The sequence below is a fragment of the Corynebacterium sp. KPL4015 genome, from assembly GCF_040225725.1.
In the GTDB taxonomy this organism is placed as follows: domain Bacteria; phylum Actinomycetota; class Actinomycetes; order Mycobacteriales; family Mycobacteriaceae; genus Corynebacterium; species Corynebacterium rhinophilum.
The window spans coordinates 61535-83155 of record NZ_JBEHGF010000009.1 but is presented as its reverse complement, the minus strand read 5'-3'; the positions used below and the strand labels follow the sequence as shown (position 1 = coordinate 83155).

At 55.2% G+C, this 21621-nt stretch carries 14 protein-coding genes and 3 pseudogenes; 7 read left to right on the top strand and 10 right to left on the bottom strand.

From position 1 onward, the window contains the following. Positions 1–62: 62 nt before the first annotated feature. From ABRP64_RS11695 to ABRP64_RS05235, 3 genes and pseudogenes are all read right to left on the bottom strand, one after another. Positions 63–164, bottom strand: a pseudogene (locus tag ABRP64_RS11695) (hypothetical protein); the annotation flags it as partial. A gap of 436 nt (positions 165–600) precedes the next feature. Next, on the bottom strand, positions 601–864 hold the full coding sequence (locus tag ABRP64_RS05240) for an integrase core domain-containing protein (protein WP_284622954.1): 264 nt from the start codon (positions 862–864) through the stop codon (positions 601–603). A 2-nt stretch (positions 865–866) separates the two neighbouring features. After that, positions 867–1166: pseudogene (locus ABRP64_RS05235) on the bottom strand (DDE-type integrase/transposase/recombinase); the annotation flags it as partial. Here ABRP64_RS05235 and ABRP64_RS05230 point away from each other — a divergent pair. Further along, on the top strand, positions 1153–1332 hold the full coding sequence (locus tag ABRP64_RS05230) for a hypothetical protein (RefSeq protein ID WP_284622929.1): 180 nt from the start codon (positions 1153–1155) through the stop codon (positions 1330–1332). The pseudogene ABRP64_RS05235 and the gene ABRP64_RS05230 overlap by 14 nt on opposite strands. Positions 1333–1531: 199 nt before the next feature. On the opposite strand, the gene ABRP64_RS05225 is transcribed toward ABRP64_RS05230, so the two are convergent. From ABRP64_RS05225 to ABRP64_RS05200, 6 genes are all read right to left on the bottom strand, one after another. Further along, positions 1532–1672 carry a hypothetical protein gene (locus tag ABRP64_RS05225; protein WP_284622928.1) on the bottom strand — a complete coding sequence of 47 codons (141 nt, stop codon included), beginning with the start codon at positions 1670–1672 and terminating at the stop codon, positions 1532–1534. Between the two features lie 376 nt (positions 1673–2048). Beyond that, the gene (locus ABRP64_RS05220) at positions 2049–3821 is read right to left on the bottom strand and encodes a UvrD-helicase domain-containing protein (protein ID WP_349865698.1); all 1773 of its coding nucleotides are present in this window, start codon (positions 3819–3821) and stop codon (positions 2049–2051) included. Between the two features lie 2 nt (positions 3822–3823). Continuing rightward, positions 3824–5638, bottom strand: a complete 1815-nt coding sequence (locus ABRP64_RS05215; RefSeq protein ID WP_349857680.1) for an ATP-dependent nuclease — start codon at positions 5636–5638, stop codon at positions 3824–3826. Between the two features lie 73 nt (positions 5639–5711). Next, a complete protein-coding gene (locus tag ABRP64_RS05210) occupies positions 5712–8645 on the bottom strand; it encodes a restriction endonuclease (RefSeq protein WP_349857682.1) in 2934 nt (977 codons plus the stop codon). 9 nt (positions 8646–8654) lie between these two features. Beyond that, on the bottom strand, positions 8655–10607 hold the full coding sequence (locus ABRP64_RS05205) for a site-specific DNA-methyltransferase (protein WP_349865696.1): 1953 nt from the start codon (positions 10605–10607) through the stop codon (positions 8655–8657). A gap of 22 nt (positions 10608–10629) precedes the next feature. Further along, complete coding sequence (locus tag ABRP64_RS05200) at positions 10630–13575, bottom strand: SNF2-related protein (protein ID WP_349865704.1); 2946 nt, start codon at positions 13573–13575, stop codon at positions 10630–10632. Between the two features lie 399 nt (positions 13576–13974). Between ABRP64_RS05200 and ABRP64_RS05195 the strand changes: the two are divergent. Beyond that, positions 13975–15194: pseudogene (locus ABRP64_RS05195) on the top strand (IS3 family transposase). 252 nt (positions 15195–15446) lie between these two features. Then, positions 15447–15944 carry a 3'-5' exonuclease gene (locus ABRP64_RS05190; RefSeq protein WP_349865694.1) on the top strand — a complete coding sequence of 166 codons (498 nt, stop codon included), beginning with the start codon at positions 15447–15449 and terminating at the stop codon, positions 15942–15944. 39 nt (positions 15945–15983) lie between these two features. Here ABRP64_RS05190 and ABRP64_RS05185 read toward each other — a convergent pair whose 3' ends face one another. After that, complete coding sequence (locus ABRP64_RS05185; protein ID WP_349865692.1) at positions 15984–17327, bottom strand: TIGR01777 family oxidoreductase; 1344 nt, start codon at positions 17325–17327, stop codon at positions 15984–15986. Positions 17328–17471: 144 nt separating this feature from the next. On the opposite strand from ABRP64_RS05185, the gene pyrR reads away from it, so the two are divergent. The 4 genes from pyrR to carA are packed head-to-tail and all read left to right on the top strand — an operon-like array spanning position 17472 to position 21613. Further along, positions 17472–18080, top strand: coding sequence for a bifunctional pyr operon transcriptional regulator/uracil phosphoribosyltransferase PyrR (pyrR, locus tag ABRP64_RS05180; RefSeq protein WP_349865690.1), 609 nt, complete (start codon positions 17472–17474; stop codon positions 18078–18080). Further along, positions 18077–19033: an aspartate carbamoyltransferase catalytic subunit gene (locus ABRP64_RS05175; protein ID WP_284851666.1), complete on the top strand. Its 957-nt coding sequence runs from the start codon at positions 18077–18079 to the stop codon at positions 19031–19033. The genes pyrR and ABRP64_RS05175 overlap by 4 nt, the downstream gene beginning before the upstream one ends. Positions 19034–19069: 36 nt before the next feature. Next, positions 19070–20410 carry a dihydroorotase gene (locus ABRP64_RS05170; RefSeq protein ID WP_349865688.1) on the top strand — a complete coding sequence of 447 codons (1341 nt, stop codon included), beginning with the start codon at positions 19070–19072 and terminating at the stop codon, positions 20408–20410. 42 nt (positions 20411–20452) lie between these two features. After that, positions 20453–21613: a glutamine-hydrolyzing carbamoyl-phosphate synthase small subunit gene (gene carA / locus ABRP64_RS05165; protein ID WP_284852041.1), complete on the top strand. Its 1161-nt coding sequence runs from the start codon at positions 20453–20455 to the stop codon at positions 21611–21613. The last annotated feature ends 8 nt before the right edge of the window (positions 21614–21621 follow it).

Genomic DNA, 21621 nt, shown 5'->3' with positions numbered 1-21621 from the left:
GGGGAGGTACGGCGTGCAGCGCACGGGGGAGTGGGGCTTTCCTGCTACTGAGAATCGAAGTCCTAAGCGATGAGGCTTGCCGCATGCTCACGGAGGCAATCGCGCTTGTATGGCAAAGCGAAGTCGACTTCGCCGTGGCCGGTAGTGGTGATCATTTCGGCGTCGAGAAGTCGTCGGCGATAGTTGCCCTCGTATGAGTCAGTCTGATTGAAACGGGTTTTATATCCGACATTTTGGTGGGGCCATCATTGTGGGCCATGTACACCAAGAAGCTTCGGTCGACGGTTGAGAGGTGCGACAGCGCCGGTCCGTGAACAAGCTGGCCGAGCTTGCGCTGCGCGTTTGCGACTCTTCGCCGCGCAGCGTCGACCGAGATTTCGGCGCCTGCATCCGGAGCGCGCTCCTTTTCCCTGAACGAGAATTGGCCAACGAGTCGTGGGGTTGCCCGCAATTCGTGGACACGTAGCGGAGCTGCCTAGTGGTGAGGCAGCTAGTTCTTTTCTGCTGGTGGTTGAACCGGTGTGGTTTTCAAAGTCGACGGGACTTGCCATACCGAGTGGGGAGGGACCTGAATCGGCCTTGGTTTGTGGAGGGTGGTGTTTAAGCCGCTTGGGCTTCGGTCGTATCCGTTTCCGGATGATTGTGATAGTAGCAGGCCTCGTATTCGATCGGCGGGACGTAGTCGATGGAGCCGTAAAGGCGTTTGGTGTTGTACCAGTTGACCCACTTATCGGTGGCCCGTTCAACCTCTTTCCAGGTGGCGAATGTTCGCATCCTGGGATGGTGGTCGATCTCCTCGCTGTTAAACAGCCCGATAATGGACTCCATGAGCCCGTTATCCCAGGCATCACCGACGGTGCCGATAGAGACCCGGTAATGCCTTCGCGCTCAATCAATTTACGCAGTTGAGAGCTGGTGTACTGAAAGCCGGCATCCGAGTGGTGGATGATGCTCACAGCGCTAAACTTCGCGTCGTAGCGGTTTTGAACGCTCAAGGCCTGCCGCAGCGCATCCAGGACGAAATCAGACTGTTTGGTCCGTGACACCGTGTATCCAAGGAACCTCCCGGAGTAGACGTCGGTGATGAATGCAACGTGGCAAAAGCCCTGGTGAGTATATATGTAGGTAAAATTCCCCCTACTACTGATTCGGGTGAGTAACGCCATCCCAAGCGCGTGTGCAGTGGTCATCACAGCGCGGGTCGCCGGGATGGGACGGCGTCGTTCGGATCGCCGTGCGCCGCAGTACTTTCTGGATGCCAAGAATTTTAATCAATCTTTCTACCTGGTCGCGGCCTATGGCCCAGCCTTCCACAGCTTCCTGCGCCTGTAGACGCCCCTATGGCGAGCCCAGATATCATAAGAGCCTATGTGCTGCATGTGCGTCTTCTCATTCGGGGTCAGTCGGACCACAAGCCCGGCTGCGATAGCGGCGATACGTCGACTCCGAAATGTCATAGTGGCGGTGCGCAAGATCCGGCACATCCGCGCGATGGAGTAGTGGTGCCGGTACCTCTCGATAAATGCGACGACTATTTTAGTTTGCGGTCAAACTCCGCCTGGGCTAAAAAGCTGAGGCCAACTTGAAGGTTCTCGTTTGCTTCTTTGCGCTGGCGATTGTCCTTGCGCAGTTGAGCAAGCTCCGCGTCTTTTTCCTGCTCGGATTCCGCCATTGCCTGCGCATTGGTGGCCTCAGCTTTGCGGATCTAATTGTGCAGTGTGGCTGGGGTGATATCCAGCATCTCGCCGATCTTTCGGCGTGCACCGGGCTTCGTGGCACCCATCTTCAGCCACAGCCTCGTAGTACAAGCGCAGCGCGCGCTCACGGGTCCCCTGATCGTACTTCGCAACAGTCATGGGGCCAAGTATCTCTTATGTAAGTCCATGCCCGTCACAAACCCAGTACCCCTCAGGGGGACAGCCAAGAGATTGGGTATTGCCCTTCTTGTGGTTCGTGGGTGAGGGCATTGACTGAAGCTCAATTGCTCTGATGTCGACAGCTAGGGCCCTACCTAGAAGCCGGTTGCATACGGCTCAGGTTTGGCACTACTAATGGCCAATTGGGGTAGCGACTTGCTCAAACTCTATGGCGTGGTTTGAAAGGAAACTCTCCAAGCTTTCTTTCAATCTGTGGTCGACAGCAAGGACTAGTTCGTTGCGCGCACGAGACACAGCGACGTAGAACAGGCGTTGGGCCGTGGCATGATCTTTCGTTTCCACTGATGGGGTGAGCAAGTTTTCTGCAAAGGTCGGACGCTTTTGGTTTACTCCCTTTGTGTCTAGGACCAAAATTACGCGATTGTATTGCATGCCCTTAGATCCGTGGATAGTCTCTGTATTTGTTTTAGGGGAACTGCGCGTTTGAGAGAATGACCTTTCCCAATCATTCGATTTCGAGACGATTTGGACCCGCTTCTTTAGGGATATTCCCCATTTTCCCAGCTTCTTTGTGATCTGATCTTTTACTGTGGCTCGGGGAGCTTCAGCTTTCAAAAGAGGTTTTACTGCAAAAGCGATATCCAGTGCGACCAGGTTTAGCGAGCCGCCCTTAGACTCCAGATAGTCCTCGAGCATCTGACGATCCTGAATCTCGTCTCCATTTTCAAATTTGCAGTTTTCTACGATCCCCCTTTCAATAAGATTGATAGCCTTCTTTTTCTGGCTTGGTGCACTGTAGGAGTCAAGCAGCAGGGTGATCCCGGTAATCATTCGTTTTGATTTTGTGATCGTCTTTGTCGATTTCCTATTCTCCCCTTGGCTCGCTTCAGCAAGTACAGCATGGGTCGAGGCGAGAATAGTTGACTGCTCGCCGGTGTTTGAAGATGAATCAAGAAAGTCACGTAAATCTGAAACGTTGTCCAATTTCGAGTAGTAAAAAATCTTCAATGGCACCCCTGAAGATTCTCGCGCCGGATCATCTTTGATTTCCTTATCCCGCCGTAAAGCGGACACAAATTTACAAATTTCGGGAGTACTACGAAAATTGCGTGTGATGGCAATCGGCTCAAAAGCTCGCTCGTTGCAAAAGTTTCGGACGTTCTCTGCATTCGAACCCCTGAAGCCATAGATGTCCTGATCGAGGTCACCGATTAATGTCAATCCCACCCCTCTTCTATACAGGCCATCGAGTAAAAGCAAGTCTGTTTGATTACAATCTTGTACTTCGTCCAGGATTACCTCACGGAAGCGAGACGCGAGGATATCAATAAGAGGGGAGTCATTACTTAGTAGTTGCGAAGCCACTTCACGGGCTGAATCTGCATCGAAGCATCCCAATCGATTTAGTGCTTTGATTTTCTCTTTGACTGACTCTGTGAATAGTTTTTCACCATTAGGCGATAGGTAGCCACCACATTTCTGTACTAGGTCAAAACTTGGTTTATAGGTGGTGCGTTTAATTTCTGCGAGCGAAGCATCTTTGATGCTGTTTCGAAAAACGCCGTTTGGGATCCGAAACTTTGCTAGGTCCCCGAAATCGCCCCACTCATCGCGAATGTCTGGAACTGCGTCCAACCGCGATTTGATATACGGAACTACGAGAAATCGGCGCAAAAAACTATCGATAGTTCCGATAAAGTTTGGAGGTGTCAGGTCCCCTCCGACGTCTCGGGCTTTTTCTTCTATCTCCGTCGCGGCAGTATTTGTGAATGAAAGGACAGCTACTCCGCGTCGATCGTCACAGAACATCTTGCGCGTTAGCCGAGCAAATCGCTGAGCCATCGTCCTGGTTTTCCCAGCTCCAGGAACTGCAGTTACGAAAAGATTGCTTCCGGAGTGCTCAATCAAGTCTTGCTGTTCAGGCGTAGGTTTGAATGTATTCACGATCAATCACACGTAATAAAATTGATTAGCTGAGCTAGCTGTTCTGGGCACTCGAATTCATTCTTGAATGAGCCATCGGGTTTCCACTCACGTAAAAGAATCGCTAAATCATGCGCGAACTGTCCTTTTTGAATATTCAGAAATTCATCAGCACTCTGGTTCTGCCCCATCATCCTGTACATCGTCCGCTGAGGGTTCTCACTGTCATTAATCTTGTCCCACTTATCCCCGGACCGTGAGTGTTGTTGCAGGTAAGCCTCTTTCAAGAGATCAATATTCTCATTTTCATCTCCTAGTAGAGACACTTCGAGAGTGTAGGGGGACACTACTCGACAGAAACGATCGTTGTCTTCAAATGCTGGACCACGGGCTGTACTGTTAGCTGCTCCGCACATGTTGGGGTCCTGATCAGTGAGAAGGACGAGTTTTTCAACAATGCTTTGTTGGTTCGGAGAAGAGTGGGTTAGCAACTTTATGTAAGGCTCAAAGTCAACTGAGCCCACGATGATGGTGGTACAAGCTTTGAATTTGCGGAGTCGTTCTGACTCGTTGTCAAGAAAGCGTTCAGCGATCGCGGGTAGTAAAACTGCTTCTGAAATACCCTCCACAAGGATTACCCTTCGTGCAAACAGCAGTTCAGATCTCGTCGCATCTAGATATTGATTAATTTTTCTAATGCTATGATCTCGCTTTTTCCCATTCCCGAAGTCTACGGATTGAAGATCAAGGGCGTGGGTACCCGACTCATTGTCGGACTTAATGATCACAATGTCGTTCACTCCCACTGCACTGGCGATCGATGGAGAGTGCGTAGTGGCGATAACCTGTAGGCGGCCTCTAATACTCACACCAGTGGTGACATCGAATTCTCCTTTTGCAGCGCTTTGTAAGAAGTCCAAAAGGACGCCTTGTAGTTGCGGGTGTAAGTGAGCTTCGGGCTCTTCTATGAGAAGAATGGTCAGCTCTGATTCTCGTACTACCGATAGCTCAAGTAACACTGTTGAGAGGAAGAGCAAGTTTGCGTAGCCGAGACCAGAAGAATCTAAGTCACGGGGATCGATACCTTTTTCGGCCATCTTCATCCGGAGGGCGCGAGCTAGTTTTTCGAGTTTTGGGGTCTCAAAATCTACTTCGACCGTCTGGCTTCGAATAGGGTCTGTGAGGGCAGCCAGATGCGACTGGATTGTGCCACTGACCGTAGAGATAGGGCCTTCGGAGGACAGTTTGTCGAACGCGTCTTTCGCGTTCTGCTCAAAATCACGCTTTTCTTCTTCGCTTAGCAGTGCGTTAAGGATTGTTCCTAGTCTCCTACCGTTCCCGGACGCAAGTTGGTATTTGGCATCGCGAAGGGGCTCCACGTATACACAGTTGATCTTTGCACGTGCTTCGAAATCGGAGTCCGCACCACGAGGTTCTCCTGCGGTGCGAACCCGCTTACCCCGTGGTATCTGTTGCGTAGGTGGCAAATACGACGTCTGGTATTGAATAGTCTCGGTCTTTAGATCCAAACCGTTGATGAATAATGCCTTCTGGAAATCTGTTGGATCCTTGAACTCTAGAGCTATGTCGATGGGGCCAGCAGCATCCTCGGTTAAATCGTCGGCTTCAAAATAGCGGGTTGCTCGACCACTGAGGGGATCGAGTCCCAGTCGGATTGCATCAACAATGTTGGATTTTCCTGCATTGTTTTCACCTGCAAGTAGAGTGACTCCCGGTTGAAACTTCACTTCAGTTTTCTTGCAGGACCTGAAATTACGAATTGTCAGGTGAGACAACCAGAGGGATTTAGGGGTTGCTTCTGCCATGTCAGCGCTCATCACATCACCTTGCGTTATTTGAGTTGTATCTTTACAGGTTGCACTTACCAATAATCATCGAGCTTTCATCATCCTAAATATTCCAATTCCCCGGGACCGCCTTCGCGTAGTCAATCCCAATCGTTTTGAAGTGCTCGTGGGCGGCATCGATCTTGGCCTGCTCGGTTGTGCGCAGGAGATGCTCGACCATCGTGCTCTTTGTTTCGCGGATCATGTACAACCTGTCTTCTCCGTCTACCTGTTTCACGATTGCCCAGTCGGGGTTGTATGGTCCGACCGGGGTATCAATCTTGAACTTCGGCGGTAGCTTCAGGAACAGTTTGATGTCCTCGCGGTCGTCGAGGAGTTCGGCGAATCGGCGCTCGGCTTCGGAGTCGTAGACAACGAAGTCATAGTCGGTTTTCTTTCGGTTCTTGACTTTGTAGAGGTTATCCAGGAAGTATTGCTTTTCTTCGATGCCGTCTTGCTGTAGTTCGGTGAGCGAGTACACGCTGCCGCCGATCTTTTCGTATTGGACGCCTTCGGTGACGATTGCGGCGAGTTCGGCTTCGATGATGCCTTTGACCATCTTGATGTAGTCGTTCGGGTTGGAGATGTATTCGTCGAGGCGGTCACTCTGGATGAGGATGTCGATGATCGTCCTGCGGGTGAGTGACGTTGCTTCTTGGAGTTCAGAGACGATATCCGGCAGCTTGTACCCGCCTCGCAGTTCGGCTGTACGGCTGCTTGTTTCTGAGCCTTTGGTGCCGCCGCGAGCAACAGTCAACCGGGCTTTCTTCACTTCGATTCGAAGGGGCGCAATCTCTTCGACCTTCTTGATCTTCTGTACGGCGTTCTTGATCAGTACATCGCGATCAACTGAGACGCTATAGGTCGTGCGTTGGCTGATCTTCTCCCAGAATTCTTCGAATTCGCGCGACTGAAAGTACAGCTGCTTGTTCAGTTTGCGCGTCGTTCGAGCACGCTTCGGCTTTACGTAATGCTCAATATTCGCCCGGCGCAGTACCTCGATGACCGCCTCTTCCACGGGGCTGTACTCTGCTGCCATGCCTAGGGAGAAGTCATCGGCATCCGGGGTGAAGGATGCGGTGACGTAACCGTCTTTGTTCAGGAAGCCACGCTGTTTCAGGTGGTCCCAGATCTCGGCGGATGTAGTGAACCCTAAATTTTCTTGCTTTTCCGTGTGGGGTTTCGGCAGCTTGGCAAAGTCACCTTTGCGAATGTACCCAATCGCCACACCGGCCTTCTTGTATTCCTTTTGAAGATTGGTGGCGAACTCTTGGTAGGACTCATTAGCGACGACGGTGAGTTGGGCTACGGAACGGTCCGCTACACGCTCGCCGTTTTGGTTCACAGGAAGTCGCAGTCCACGTCCGATTGTTTGGCGGCGTTCGGTCTCGGACCCCATTTCACGCAAGGTGCAGATTTGGAAAACGTTTGGGTTGTCCCAGCCTTCGCGCAGCGCAGAGTGGGAGAAGATGAACCGCACGGGTTCGTCTTCGCTCAGCAGACGGGCTTTGTCTTTCATGATGAGGTCGTAGGAGTCGTCGTCCTTGAGGGTTTCACCTGAGGTGTCGCCGTAGACGCCTTTCTTGATCTGCGAGAAGTACGCGCGCCGCAGTTCAATTGGGTCCTGTGGGAGCAGGTCTTTGTACTTCGGGAATCGGTCTCGTTCCTCCATGAAGAGCTCGTCGAACCACTGGGCGAACTTGCCGTCGGCAGTGGTGTTGTCGGCACCGTCTCCTAGGTAGCTGGCCACTTTATCCACGAAGAAGAGGCTCAGCACCTTTATGCCGAGGGGGCGCATCAGCGATTCCTTGCGGAAATGCTCGCGGATGGTTTCGCGGATCATTTCGCGGTACACGGTCTCGTCATTACCGCCGATTGATTCGCCGACTTGGAGAATGCCGTGGTTAGTTAGCTCGATAAACTCTGGGCCATCGAGGTTGATTTCATTGATTCGCCAGTTGTTGTCGTAGGCGGGGTTGCCGGTAACCTTCTCGAGGTCTTGATTCTGCTTCACCTTCTTCACCTGGCGGGCTAGCGATCCGTCTTTCTTACGGCACACCAACTCGAGGTTCGCCTGCCACGGATTGCTATCGACGGAAAGAAGTTTGATGTACGGCTTGGCGTCGCCACCATGCTCCGTGGCTTCCGCCACAACGATTTGTTTGACTAGTCCCAGCTCATGAGCATCAACCGGGTCCAAACGGTAGGTAAGGTTTCGCGTTTCGCGGTGCGTCGCACTGTAGCGAAGAATGAACGCCGGATCCATGCCTGCCAGCGCCGTTTTGGATAGTTCAGACTCCATGTTCTGCGGCTCATCCATAATCAGAATCGGCCGTGTCGCACGCAGGAAATCGATCGGCCGCAACCCGTTGAGCTTGTCGCGGGTTTGGTTCATGATCAAGTTGTTTCCACGGCCGCGTACGGAGCCGATCGTCATGATCATGATCTGAATGCTTGTCGACGTCGCAAAGGATTGCACTTCCTCAGCGTTTTTACCGCTGTAGACCATATAATCAAACGGGGACGCAGGGTATAGCTGGCGGAAGTGATCGTGCATGAGCTCGATGCTTGTTTTCACGCCTTCGCGGATCGCAACGCTGGGAACGAGAATGACGAACTTGGTGAAGTTGTACTTTTCTGCCAGCTCAAAAATCGTGCGCAGGTACACATAGGTTTTGCCGGTGCCGGTCTCCATCTCGATGTCGAACTGAAGGCCGTCGACAAGCTCCCTTGCAGGTTCAAGCCCCTGCTCGTTCTGCACCACCTTGAGGTTCTCGAGCACAGTTGCTTCATCCAACATGAAGTTGTTGCCGACAGCCCCAACCTCTTCACTCAGATCTATGTCAAGCGCCTGGTTGCTGGTCTCTGGCAGAACACGTTCGGCCTGAAACGTAGTCAGAAAGTCCCCGACGTCATTAGGCTGACCTTCGAACAAATCGGTTACTGAACCAATCGCCTGAACCTGGTACTCCTGCTTAGCATCAAACTTGAATTTCATGTCGATCCTTTACGCCGTCCAGAGCTCGATGCCGTTGGTCTTGCAGATTTGCGCCAGGTTGGTTTTCAGCTGATCATCGCCTTGGAATGCATCCTCGAGCATGATGAACTGAGCTGGCTTGGCCTCCATAGCTTCACGGAGCTGTTTCAGGGTTGGCTTGGTGTGTTCATCAAGGTACGCGAGCACCAGGGTGTTTTCTTCGCCGTCTTCGTCATCGACTCGAACCACCGCTTTATACGACAGACCGTCGATATCGCGGTCACGAATCTGCTCAACCAACGAGTGGCCCTGCTTGACCAGAATCTCGGTGAGAAGATCATCAGGGGTGGCGTTGTCGTCGGCGCTTTCACGGAGATCCAGCAGGTGTTGTTCGAGCGCAGTCGCGTCGGCGTCAGAGTCGGAACGCCACTTGGTGAAGTTGGTGTCGGCGAGCTTGTAGGAGCGGAAGCCGGTGTCTAAAGGGGTTTCTCTGTAGCTCGCGTCTCCGGCAAGCGATTTGGCAATTGCCAATCCTGCGCGGTCTAGACGTTCACGGGATACCTCCGAAATAGTCTTAAATCCCATACTGTCAGCGACCTTGCCTTCGGGCACTGGTTCAGGAAGCTGTACTGAAATGCAGCTGCGACTTCCAGAATCGTCTAAGTTTAATGACATCGTTGCGTGGGCAGTTGAACCGGAGCCCGCGAAGAAGTCGAGGACGATGCCGTCTGAGTCATCAATCATTACCGATCTGATTAAATACTTAAGCAGGTTAGTGGGCTTTGGGTGATTGAAAACTTGTTTACCAAAGAGCTTCTTAATTTCGGCATTACCGGCAAGAACATCTCCAGCGATTTCCCTTGGTATCAAGGTGTTGGGAGCAAGCCTAGAGGTATTAGTCTTTTTAGAGTACGGCACAAACCCGTCGCTCTTAATAACGATTTTCGTTCCATTCTTGACCTGCTCTTCAAGAAAGGCCTGTGACCAAATGACTCTTCCTGTAATCCGGAAGGCGTTTTGTGCGATGCCGTTTCGTACAGAAAGATCATCTTCTAATACATAGCCCCCAGCTTTTTCTCCTGCCACATAGTGACCATCGGGTATGAGCAAATCCACCCATTCTGGTTCTAAAGAAAGCGTGGCGAGTTTCATCGAATTTTTTGTTAACGATGGTAGACCCTCAGTTGCTTTCTCAGTTCCTACTAAAGCTTCAAGATTCCCCTTATTGCGTGCGTAGCAAAGGACGTGTTGTGCATTTTCACGCTCTATTCGAGAAGAATTGTCTGGCCGGAAATTGCTTTCCCATATGTAGCTTTCAATAAAATTGGATTCGGCAAAAATCTCGTCAAGGAGTTTTCGAAGTTGTGCGACTTCGTGGTCATCAATCGAAATGAAGATCACGCCATCGTCGGTCAAAAGGTTCCTTGCAAGCTTCAACCGCGGGTACATCATGTTGAGCCAGTTGGAGTGGTACCGGCCCTCGGACTCCGAGTTGGACGAGAGCTTCTTACCGTCTCCGTTGACCTGCTTGGACCACTCGAGGTAGGTCTCGAGGCCTTCTTTGTAATTATCGGGGTACACGAAGTCTTTGCCTGTGTTGTACGGCGGATCGATGTAAATCATCTTGATCTTGCCGTGGTAGTGCTTCTGCAGAATCTTCAGCACTTCGAGGTTATCGCCCTCAATGAAGACGTTCTTTGTCGTGTCCCAGTCTTTGGAGTTTTCCTTATCTGGGCGGAGCGTCGCTGTCGTCGGAGTCTGCGCTGCGCGCATAGCACGCTTCTTGCCGGGCCAGAACAGGCCGAATCGTTCACTGGTGTCTGAGGCGTCGCTCTCGAGAAGCTCCTTGAGTTTCTCTACGTCAATCTTGCCGTCAGCAATCGCTTCCGGCACCAGATCGGCGAGCTGCTCGGCCAGCTCGGTACGGAAATCGGGGCTGCTGCCAGGAACTTCGTTGGTCATGTCTCGCTCTTCGCTCATCATTCTTCCTTTTGACTACCTTCATTTACGCCTTGATCTGCCACCGGATAGTGAACAGCTCTTTTTCAGACCTCTTGCCTTGAAGCGACTGCCTAATCAGAATAAGCAACTCGTCGACATTATCACGGAGGTTTCGCTTTTCTTTTCGGTATTGGTCCTCGACCGAATCGATTTCGTCGTCAAGTTTTCGGGCCTTCTTCTTGAACCTCAGCTGCTCCATCGGGTCGTCAGCTTGAGTAGCTTTTTTACGCAAGTCTTTTCGCTTCTTCTCAAGCTCACGGACCGCTTTCCTGCGCTCTGTGTCGAGGTCAAGAATCTGACTTTCAAGCAGTTCTTCTTGCTGGTTGTAGTAGCTCGAGTTGCGGTGTTGGACTTCCTTCTCCAGAAACTCCCGCTGTTGGTCAATTGTTGCCGCAAAGAGATCTGTGTTGAGTGGCTCGGCTATATCTAGCGTGTCGACGACGCGCAGATCCATCATCTCTGCTGCATCTTCTTGGTTCAGTACCTCGCCGGAATCGGTGATGCCGGCAGCGAGCAAGTAACTCTCGGAAATATCGCTGTCGTTGGCCTTCATCTTGAACGTCAGCCCTTGGACAGTCAGGGAACCAGATTCTCCAGCCAGCTCTTTCATCCGGGAGCTCACACGATCGGACTTGCTGATGTCGAACACGAGCGTCTGGCACGACGTGTCCGCTGTCAGAGCGTCTTCGATGACGAACTTCGCAAGATCACTGTGATAGCGGTACTGCTTGGAATTGCTGCTTGGCGAGGATTTGAAGTGGTAACGGCCAGTCGCAATACCGGCAGCTGGTGGCGTGTTCAGCACGAAGTTGCGGCCGTCGCCTTCAAACGTGGCCTTGCCTTGTAAGCCGTGAATGGTCAGGAGGAGGAGCAGCCGCTCAAACTTGTTCAGTACCTCACCAGACTGCTCGTCGTAGGACTTCAAGCGGTCACGCACTGACGGATCAAGGTTGTCGAAAACCTTCGCCTTCGCCTCAGCCATGTCCTTGCTTACAGTGGCGGCGTATTTCTTCTCTAGTTCCTGGAACGCTTGATTGATCTCGTCAGCAGTGCGGTAGCTGTCGTAGATCTTCGCAATCTCCTCGGCGAAATCGAAGCCACTCTCAATGCGGCCCAGCACTTCGTCACTGGCTCCAAAGACGCTGTCGAAGAGGTGGAATTTGTTCTCCAGCAGCTCCAAGATGCGCGCCTCAGCCGTGTTGCCCTCATTGAAGAAATTGACGATGACAACGTCGTGCTTCTGGCCAAAACGGTGAATGCGGCCGATACGCTGTTCCACCCGCTGTGGGTTCCACGGCAGGTCGTAGTTGATCAGCATTGAGCAAAACTGCAGGTTGATGCCCTCTGATGCCGCTTCGGTCGCGATCATGATCGAGCCGGAGTCACGGAAGTAATCAACAAGAGCTTTTCGACGATCCGCCGCCGGGTTGCCGGTAATGACATCGCTACCATCATTCTTTGTGAGCCACTCTTGATAAATCGCAGTCGCCTCAGGCGAATCGTTTTGGCCATTGAACAGTACCAGCCCTTCGGCGTAGCCCGCTTGGCGCAAGGTTTCCGCGATGAAATTTTGGGTGTCGCTGTACTCGGTGAAGATGATGGCCTTTTCAGGGGCACCGACCTCACGCAGTCTCGCGAAGCCACGTTCAATGGCCTCCTCCAATTTTAGTGACTTCTGATTCTGGTGGATCGATTCGGCGAGCGTCGCGTACTCTCTGAGCTCATCAATCTCGCTCTGCACTTTTTTGCGGACTTCCGGGTCCGACCAGTCCTCGTGCTTCTCCACGAAGTCACCAAACGCCTCATACGCTGCCTGTTCCTCATCAAGCATGTCGTTATCGAAGTCGAACAGTGGCATACGATCACTGTGCGGCTGGCCTGCTGCCAGTTCCTCCGCCAGCCGATTCGCAGTTCTACGCAACGTGATTCCGACGGCGTATGTTGAAGAACCCAACCGCTTGCGCATCACCTGCGAAGAAAGCGCTCGCTGCGAGTCATTGAACGCGTACAAGGTATCGCGTTGGAGGTAGGCATTGACCAGATCATAAAGATCCAGTTCCGCCTGTGAAGGCTGGAACTTCACGGTCAAGGGGTCACGCTTGGTGAACCGGATGTACTTGTTTGCATCACGCCGCAAGGTACGCATAGTCAACTGGCCGACGCGCTCCGCCAAGTCATCGGGACTAAATTCGGTGCTTCCGGTTTTCACATACCGCTCTCGGAAAACGTCAATAGACCGGAAGTACTCTGGGTCGAAAATAGAGACGAGACCGTAGATCTCTTCAAGGCGGTTCTGTAGTGGGGTTGCTGTGAGCAGCACTACCTTGTTTGCGCCATCAAAAACCTCACCGACCGAATGTGCTACTTTGGCGTGTTTTTTGCCCTTATAGAAGTTACGTAGCCGGTGGGCTTCGTCGGCAACGACTAAATCCCACGGACACATCAGATCCGCCTTGTTCTGCTGGACAAACTCGTAGGAAGCGATCAAAACCTGACCAGGCGGCTTGTTAGCCAGGAGCGTTGCCTTCGATTTTGAGTCAAGCAGCTCGGACGGGATCAAGAACTTCTCGTACAGCTCCTGCTTCCACTGCTGCCGGAGGCTAGCAGGAGCAATGATCAGGATGCGGCGTTTACGCTCTGCCCAATACTGCGTAATAACAATGCCTGCCTCGATCGTCTTACCGAGGCCGACTTCATCAGCCAACACGACGCCTCTTGTCGCGTTCCCCTTCAGCGCGAATAATGCCGCCTCAATCTGGTGAGGCTTGGGTTCCACCTGGGCGTCGAAAAGCAGCCCTGCAAGCTTGCCGACATGGTCACTGGCATAACTCCGCTCGAGCTCGTGCGCGAAATACTTTGCTTGATGGTTGGAGAGGTGCAGTCCGAAGGAGATACCGGGGTTCTCATGGCGTGTGCTCTCCGGTACAGAACGGTCTGGGCTCTGAATCATAATTTTTCCCGAGGTAGTGAAACTGCTTGCATGTGTCAGCTTCATTCAACTCTAGCGGGCGGGGCGCGATGGGTGAAACACTTCCAATAGATTTTGTTTCTATGCGGTGCCGTGTTGAACCCATTCAATTATCTATTCTAACGATCTAGAGTCAGCCTTGGGCCAGTCTTGCTACTCGACTTGTGAAGGTGGTTTGCTAGCGAGGAAGGGGGATTAGTACGTTTATTTGGTTGATAGGCGCTATCAGGATTGAGGGAGGGTAGGGCTTGACCTCGGAAAGTAAACACACCGGGGTCAGGCCCGATCGCGGATGGATCGAATATGTATTTAGCTTGAGCGTGAGGTTACCCTCGTTTAGTGGACACCCTATTTGTGCGGATTTTGTGTCCGTAGGAGAGGATGTTCATTGTGAGTCAACAGCGCAAGAAGTACACACCGGAGTACCGGCGTGAAGCTTTGAGCCTGGTAATCGAGTCGCAGCGCCCGATCGCTCATGTGGCTAAGGAGATTGGCGTCGCACCAGGCCTTTTAGGCCGGTGGGTCAAACTTGAGCGTGAACGCCGAGGAGCATCAGATGGGATGAGTGAGGCTGATCTTCGTGCTGAGAATGCTCGTCTGCGCCGTGAGCTGGCTGAGGCCAAGATGGATAACGAGTTTTTGTCAAAAGCGACAGCCTTCTTCGCTTTAAGGCAACGCGAGCAGAAAAGTTCGAATTGATGCAGCGAGAGAAGGCGAACTACAGCATCAAACGCATGGCACGGCTATTAAAAGTGTCTCGATCTGGATACTACACATGGGCCCATACACAGCAGAAACGACTATCCGGCGAAGATAATCGTGCAGCATTTTACAATGATGTTGACCGCAAGATTCACCAGATTTGGAAAAAACTCCGATGAGGTCTATGGTGCTCCGCGGATCACCGCAGCGCTAGGTGAGCGCTACCAGATCAGTGTGAATCGCAAGACTGTGGCCAAGCGGATGCGTCTGATGGGAATTGAAGGGATGTCACCGCGTGCTTTTGTGCCGGTGACAACGATTCAATCTAAGCGTAAGTCCACGCTTCCTGACTTGGTCCGGCGCATGTTTGATACCGGTGAGCTTAACCGAGTGTGGATGTCAGATATTACTTATCTGCGCACCGGTGAAGGCTGGTTGTATTTGTGCGTGGTCCGCGATGGTCATTCCCGCAGGGTGCTGGGCTGGGCTATGGATAGCGTTCAAGACACACGCCTGGTCGAACGAGCACTGCGGATGGCGCACACGCTGCGTGGTGACGTTGCTGACGGGCTGGTGTTTCACGCTGACCGGGGAACACAATTTACCAGCGAGAAGCTCTGGGAGGTGTGCCGCAGCCTGGGCGTTGCTCAATCCGTGGGGCGTACTGGGGTGTGTTTCGATAATGCGATGGCCGAGTCGTTCTGGTCGACGCTGAAAACTTAAGTTCTACGACCGTAAGCGCTGGGCAACCCGTGATGCCGCACGCAAGGCCGTTGCCTACTGGATTGAAGTCGTCTACAACCGTCGGCGCCGGCACTGAAGCCCTCGGGATGGTCAGCCCCGTCGATTTCGAGGACCAGTCCGGTTCAACCACCAGCAGAAAAGAAATAGCTGCCTAACCACTAGGTAGCTCCACTACGTGTCCACGATTTGCGGGCAACCCCAAGCGTGCCAAGTTATTTGAGTGTGGGGTCAGTTTTATAGGTAATTGTCGAAGCGGTCGGGAAAGGCCACGACCATCTGGTTGATGGCTTGCTTCCAGCCGGAAACTCGGGCTCCTTTCATGAGTCTGCCGGCTGTCGCTGAGACTCGTTTGGACTGCTCTTTGCCCTCTGGGCTATGCCACCCCGATTCTGGAGGGCACAGAGTGGGTGGACTCCGAAGAGGACGTGGATGAACTCACCGGGTATCACTCGGTGCGCCAGGGCCCTGCGCCCATAGTGGTGCAGTCCTCCCCTAAGGCGGAGGAGGCCGCGGTGCTTGCCGCCCACATTAAGGAATGGACGCAGGGGGAGGAGGACGTTTCCATCGGCGTGCTCACCCGCACCAACCAGCGCGGTAAGGAGATTGCCCGCCAGTTGGGCGAGCTTGAGGCTGCCGTTAGCGCCGGCCGCCGTACCTCGCAGGAGCGCCCGGTGGCCGTGATGACGATGCACAACGCTAAGGGGCTAGAATTTACCCACGTCATCCTGCTTGACGTCAACGCCGAGGCCCTTCCGCAGCGATACCTGTTCAAGGGCCTGGCACCCGCCGAGGCCGACGAAGCGTTGCAGCGCGAGCGCGCACTGCTCTACGTTGCGGCGTCGCGTGCCCGCGACATGCTCCTAGTCAGCGTGGTTGGGGAGGCATCGGAGCTCTTGCCTGCGTAGGGGCGTTTCGGCCGCCAGGAGTATTGCAATGGCCTGGACTTAGAGCAGGCTTTCGCCGCCGAGTTCGTGCGCCAAGGCTGCGTCGATGGTGGGGTAGCGGAAGGTATGGCCTAGATCCTCCAGCACCTGTGGTTTCACGCGCTGGTCGGCCAAGGCGAGTTCTTGCGCGCCTTGCTTGCCCAGGAGCAGGGCGGGGCCGAATTGGGGGATTGGCAGTATGGTGGGCCGGTGCAGTTCGGCTCCTAAGGCGGAAACGAAGTCTTTGTTGAGCACTGGGCTTGGCGATGCCCCATTGACCGGCCGCGCAAGCTTCTCATCCACGATGGCGCGGATATAGGCATCGGTGAGATCGTCTAGTGCCACCCAGCTGTACCAAAAGTTGCCGTTGCCAAAGGCGCCGCCAAGTCCAGTGGAAAACAGTGCGCGCAAGAGCGGTAGCAGGCCGGAATTGCCGGACATCACGATGCCGGTGCGGATACTGACCACGCGCTTTCCGGCCTCGCGGGTGGGGTCGCAGGCTTTCTCCCAGTCTGCCACGACATCGGCAAGAAAGCCCTCGCCGCGCTCGGCGTCCTCGGTTAGCAGCTCATCGCCGCGCTCGGAACCGTAGAAGCCGATGGCAGAGGCGCACACCATGGCCTGTACGGAATCGGTGGCGGCCATTAGGCGGGCCAGGTTTTCGGTGGGGCCCACGCGGGAGTCGCGGATATCGGCCTTGTGGCTGTCATTAAAGCGCCCAAAGATGGGCTCGCCGGCTAGGTGTACGAGCACGTCGATGCCCTCGAGGAGATCGGGCCGCGGGTGGTGCGGGCGCCATTCGCGCTGGCCGGATTGCGCGGTGCCGCGCACGAGCTGGATCACGGTGTGGCCCAGGGTCTGTAGCTGTGCGGTCAGGGCGCTGCCCACGCTGCCGTGAGAGCCGGTGATGGCGATGGTCAACGGCTTTTGGCCAAGTTGGCCTTCGCGCAGTCGGTTTTCAAAGGCAATATCCTGGGTGAGCTGGTGCTGGCGGTAGGCGAATAGCGAGTTGAGGGCCGCAGCGGGAATGCGGGTATCGACCTCGTCTGTAATCAGCGTGCCGCCTGGGTGATCGGCAAAACGGTGCGTATGGCGCCACTTGGCAAATTTGCGGATCGGTGCGTTGATGCAGACATCGCTGAAGCTATACCCGGCCTGGTAGCGCGATAGATCGTGCTGGGCCGTCCACTGCAAACCGCCGGGCAGGGAAAGCAGGGACGTGCCATCGCCCAGATCGGTGGCCTGTTGCACGGGCTTCATGAATGCGAAATGTGGGTTCAGGCGCGCTAGCGCCCCTGGCCGGGTATGCCACTGCCAGACGCGTTCGCGGGAGGCTGGGACTACGTGCTGCGCGGAAAAACTCACTGCGTGATGCACCTCTTTCGGCTAAGCCTCACCCACGGGTGGGTAAGGTGCTAGAGTAATACGTGTCTATCAGCATAGACGTCTACAAGTTCATTGACAGGCATCCTTTAATGACCGCACCGTGAGGCGGGGAAGGAGGTCACGATGAGTGGAACTGACGTGAACGCGAACGAGTTGGAGCTTTTAAGCGCCGATGATGTCTCGCGTACCGTTGCACGCATCGCGCACCAGATTATTGAAAAAACGGCGCTCGATTCCGCGGAGGCCCCGCGGGTCATTTTGCTGGGCATCCCCTCAGGCGGAGTGCCCTTAGCGGAGCGCCTCGCGCAGAAAATACACGAGTTTTCCGGGGTCCCCGTTCCATGGGGCTCGCTCGACATCACGTTGTACAGGGACGATTTGCGCAATTTCCCGCACCGCGCCCTGCAACCGACCTCCATCCCAGACGGCGGCATCGATAATGCCACGGTCATCTTGGTCGATGATGTCCTTTATTCCGGCCGCACTATCCGCGCCGCCCTCGATGCGCTGGGCGATGTCGGCCGGCCTTCGATTATCCAGTTAGCCGTATTGGTTGACCGCGGGCACCGCGAAGTCCCCATCCGCGCCGATTATGTGGGCAAGAACCTGCCCACGGCGCGGGAAGAAGATGTCTCCGTATATATCCAAGATATCGATGACCGCGATGCCGTTGTTCTCACCCGCTCTACTTCCGCGGGCGATACCGCGCAGATAAGGGGAACGCACTCATGAAACACCTCATTGATAGCGCGGAACTATCCCGCGCAGAAATCATCGGCCTTTTGGATGAGGCCGATCGCTTCCGCGAGGCGCTCGATGGCCGCGAGGTCAAAAAACTGCCGACGCTGCGCGGGCGCACGATTTATACGCTCTTTTATGAAAACTCCACGCGCACGCGCTCGTCTTTTGAAACGGCCGGCAAGTGGATGTCCGCTGATGTTATCAACCTTTCGGCGTCGACCTCCTCTGTGAAAAAGGGCGAATCCCTGAAGGATACGGGCTTGACGCTGGCGGCCATCGGCGCCGATGCCATCATCATGCGCCACCCGTCTTCCGGCGCGCCGCAACAGCTGGCCCAGTGGGTGGACCCAGATGGGCATGGCCCCGCCGTCATCAATGCCGGTGACGGTGCGCATCAGCACCCGACGCAAGCGCTGCTTGATGCCGTTACGATGCGCCAGCGCCTAGGCCTGCGCGGCGATCATGGCTTCGAGGGCCTGAAGGTAAAGATTGTGGGCGATTGCCTGCACTCGCGCGTCGTGCGTTCCAACGTGGATCTCTTGCACACCTTGGGCGCGGAGGTCACCCTCGTGGGGCCTGCGACCTTGATGCCTTGGGGCGTGGACAAGTGGCCGGTGCGCGTGTCCTATGACTTTGATGCAGAGCTTGCAGATGCCGATGTCGTGATGATGCTGCGCGTGCAGCAAGAGCGCATGGACGGCGGCTTCTTCCCGTCCCACCGCGAGTACGCGCAGCTATTCGGGCTATCGCAACAGCGCGCTGCGGCGCTGCACAAGGATGCGATCGTCATGCACCCCGGTCCCATGCTGCGCGGCATGGAGATCAATTACGCCGTGGCCGATATGGATAAAACCACGGTATTGCAGCAGGTCAACAACGGTGTCCACATGCGCATGGCAGTGCTTTTTACGCTGCTGACCAATGGCGATAACGCCGGGATTTAATTCGGGCAGACCATAGCCACGTAAAAGGGAGAGAAAATGACTACGTACCCAGCTACCGGCCGGCTGTCCGCCCCGGCCGAGAACCCACTACTGATTAAAAATATTCGCCTCTACGGGGAAGGCGAGCCCACCAATGTCCTTATTCGCGGTGGGGTTATTGATTCCATCGGGCCCGAGGTGCAGGCAGAGGGTGCTGCCGAAACCATTGAGGGCGACGGCAACGTGCTGCTGCCTGGCCTGGTTGATATGCACGTGCACCTGCGCGAGCCAGGCCGCGAGGACACCGAGACCATCGAGTCCGGTTCCAAGGCCGCGGCCAAGGGCGGGTTTACCGCGGTCTTTACCATGGCCAATACCACGCCGGTCACGGACCAGCCGATCGTCGCCGAATCCGTGTGGGCAAAGTCCCAGGCACTGGGGCTTTGCGATGTCCACCCAGTCGGCTCTATCACCAAGGGCCTGGAAGGCAAGTCCTTGACGGAGTTCGGCATGATGGCGCGCAGCGATGCCAAGGTGCGCATGTTCTCTGATGACGGCAAGTGCGTGCAAAACCCACAGCTGATGCGCCGCGCGCTGGAATACGCCAAGGGCATGGACGTGCTGCTGGCCCAGCACGCCGAGGATGACCGCATGACCGGCGGGTCTTCTGCCCATGAGGGCGAAAACGCCGCCCGGTTGGGCCTGCGCGGCTGGCCGCGCGTGGCGGAGGAATCCATCGTTGCCCGCGACGCCCTGCTGGCCCGCGATTACGGCAACCGCGTGCACATCTGCCACGCCTCCACACAGGGCACAGTGGAACTGTTGCAGTGGGCAAAGGAACACGATATTCCGCTGACCGCAGAGGTCACCCCGCACCACCTGCTGATGACCGATGACAAACTGCGCACCTATGACGGCCTTTTCCGCGTGAACCCGCCGCTGCGCGAACAGCGCGATACAGAGGCGCTGCGCCAGGCGCTTCTTGATGGCACCATTGACTGCGTCGCCACCGACCACGCACCGCATGGCTCCGAAGACAAGTGCGTGGAATTCGAAAACGCGCGCCCCGGCATGCTGGGGCTGGAATCCTCGCTGGCGGTCATCGCCAAGCTCTTTGTGGAAACCGGCCTGGCGGACTGGCGCTTTATCGCCCGCGTCATGTCCGAGCGCCCCGCCGAAATCACGCGCCTGCCAGGCCACGGTCGCCCCTTGGAAGTGGGGGAGCCAGCCAACTTAACCATCGTTGACCCACAACACCACTGGGTATCCGATTCCGCGCAGCTCGCATCCAAGTCCCAGAACAACCCCTATGCGGGCGAGGAATTTGGTGCGCGGGTTACCCACACCATCTTGCGCGGCTCGGTAACGTTCGATCTGAACGCCGCTACCCATGACTAACCTTGCACACAGCACCCAATCAAGGCACAGAAAGGCCACGACGTGACTGATAAAACCCCAGCAATCCTCGTCCTTGCGGATGGGCGTACCTTCCGTGGCTACGGCTTCGGCGCTACCGGCACCACCCTCGGCGAGGCCGTATTTACCACCGCGATGACCGGGTATCAAGAAACGATGACGGACCCGTCCTACCACCGCCAGATCGTCGTCTCCGCCGCCCCGCACATTGGCAATACCGGCTGGAACGATGAGGATAACGAGTCCCACGGCAATAATATTTGGGTCGCAGGCCTGGTTATCCGCGATCTGTCCCGCCGCGTATCCAGCTGGCGCGCAGAGCGCAGCTTGAGCGAAGAAATGCAGGCGCAAGGGGTCATCGGCATCCGCGGCATCGATACCCGCACCTTGGTGCGCCACCTGCGCAACTACGGTTCCATCTCCGCGGGCCTCTTCTCTGGTGAGGCTGCCACCCGGCCCGTCGAGGAACTCCTCGCGGAGGTAAAGAGCCAGTCCTCCATGGAGGGCGCGGACCTTGCCGCCGAGGTATCTACCGACAAGCCCTACGTTGTAGAGGCCAAGGGAGAGAAGAAATACACCATCGTCGCCTTTGACATGGGCGTGAAATCCGCAACGCCGCGTTACCTTTCCCAGCGCGGTATCGAGACCATCGTGGTGCCGTCTACCACCACCTTTGCAGAAGTTCAGTCCTATAACCCGGATGGCGTCTTCGTCTCCAACGGCCCGGGTGACCCGGCCACCGCAGATGACACTGTTGCCACCATCAAAAAGGTACTCGAGGCGAAAATCCCGTTCTTCGGCATCTGCTTTGGCAACCAGCTGCTCGGGCGCGCGCTTGGCCTATCCACCTACAAGATGAAATTCGGCCACCGCGGCATCAACGTCCCAGTACGCAACATGCTCACCGGCAAAATCGATATCACCTCCCAAAACCACGGCTTCGCGCTGCAAGCCCCAGATAACTACGACCTGGCCGATGAAGATGCCGAATTCGCCTCGGACTTCGGCCCGGCCCACATCACGCACATCTGCTTGAACGATGACACGGTCGAGGGTGTCGCCCTGCGCAATGGCATGGCCTTCTCGGTGCAGTACCACCCGGAATCCGCCGCCGGCCCGCACGATGCCAACCCGCTCTTTGATCAATTCTTAGAGCTCATGGCCAACCACACCCCGAATAAGTAGTCACCCAG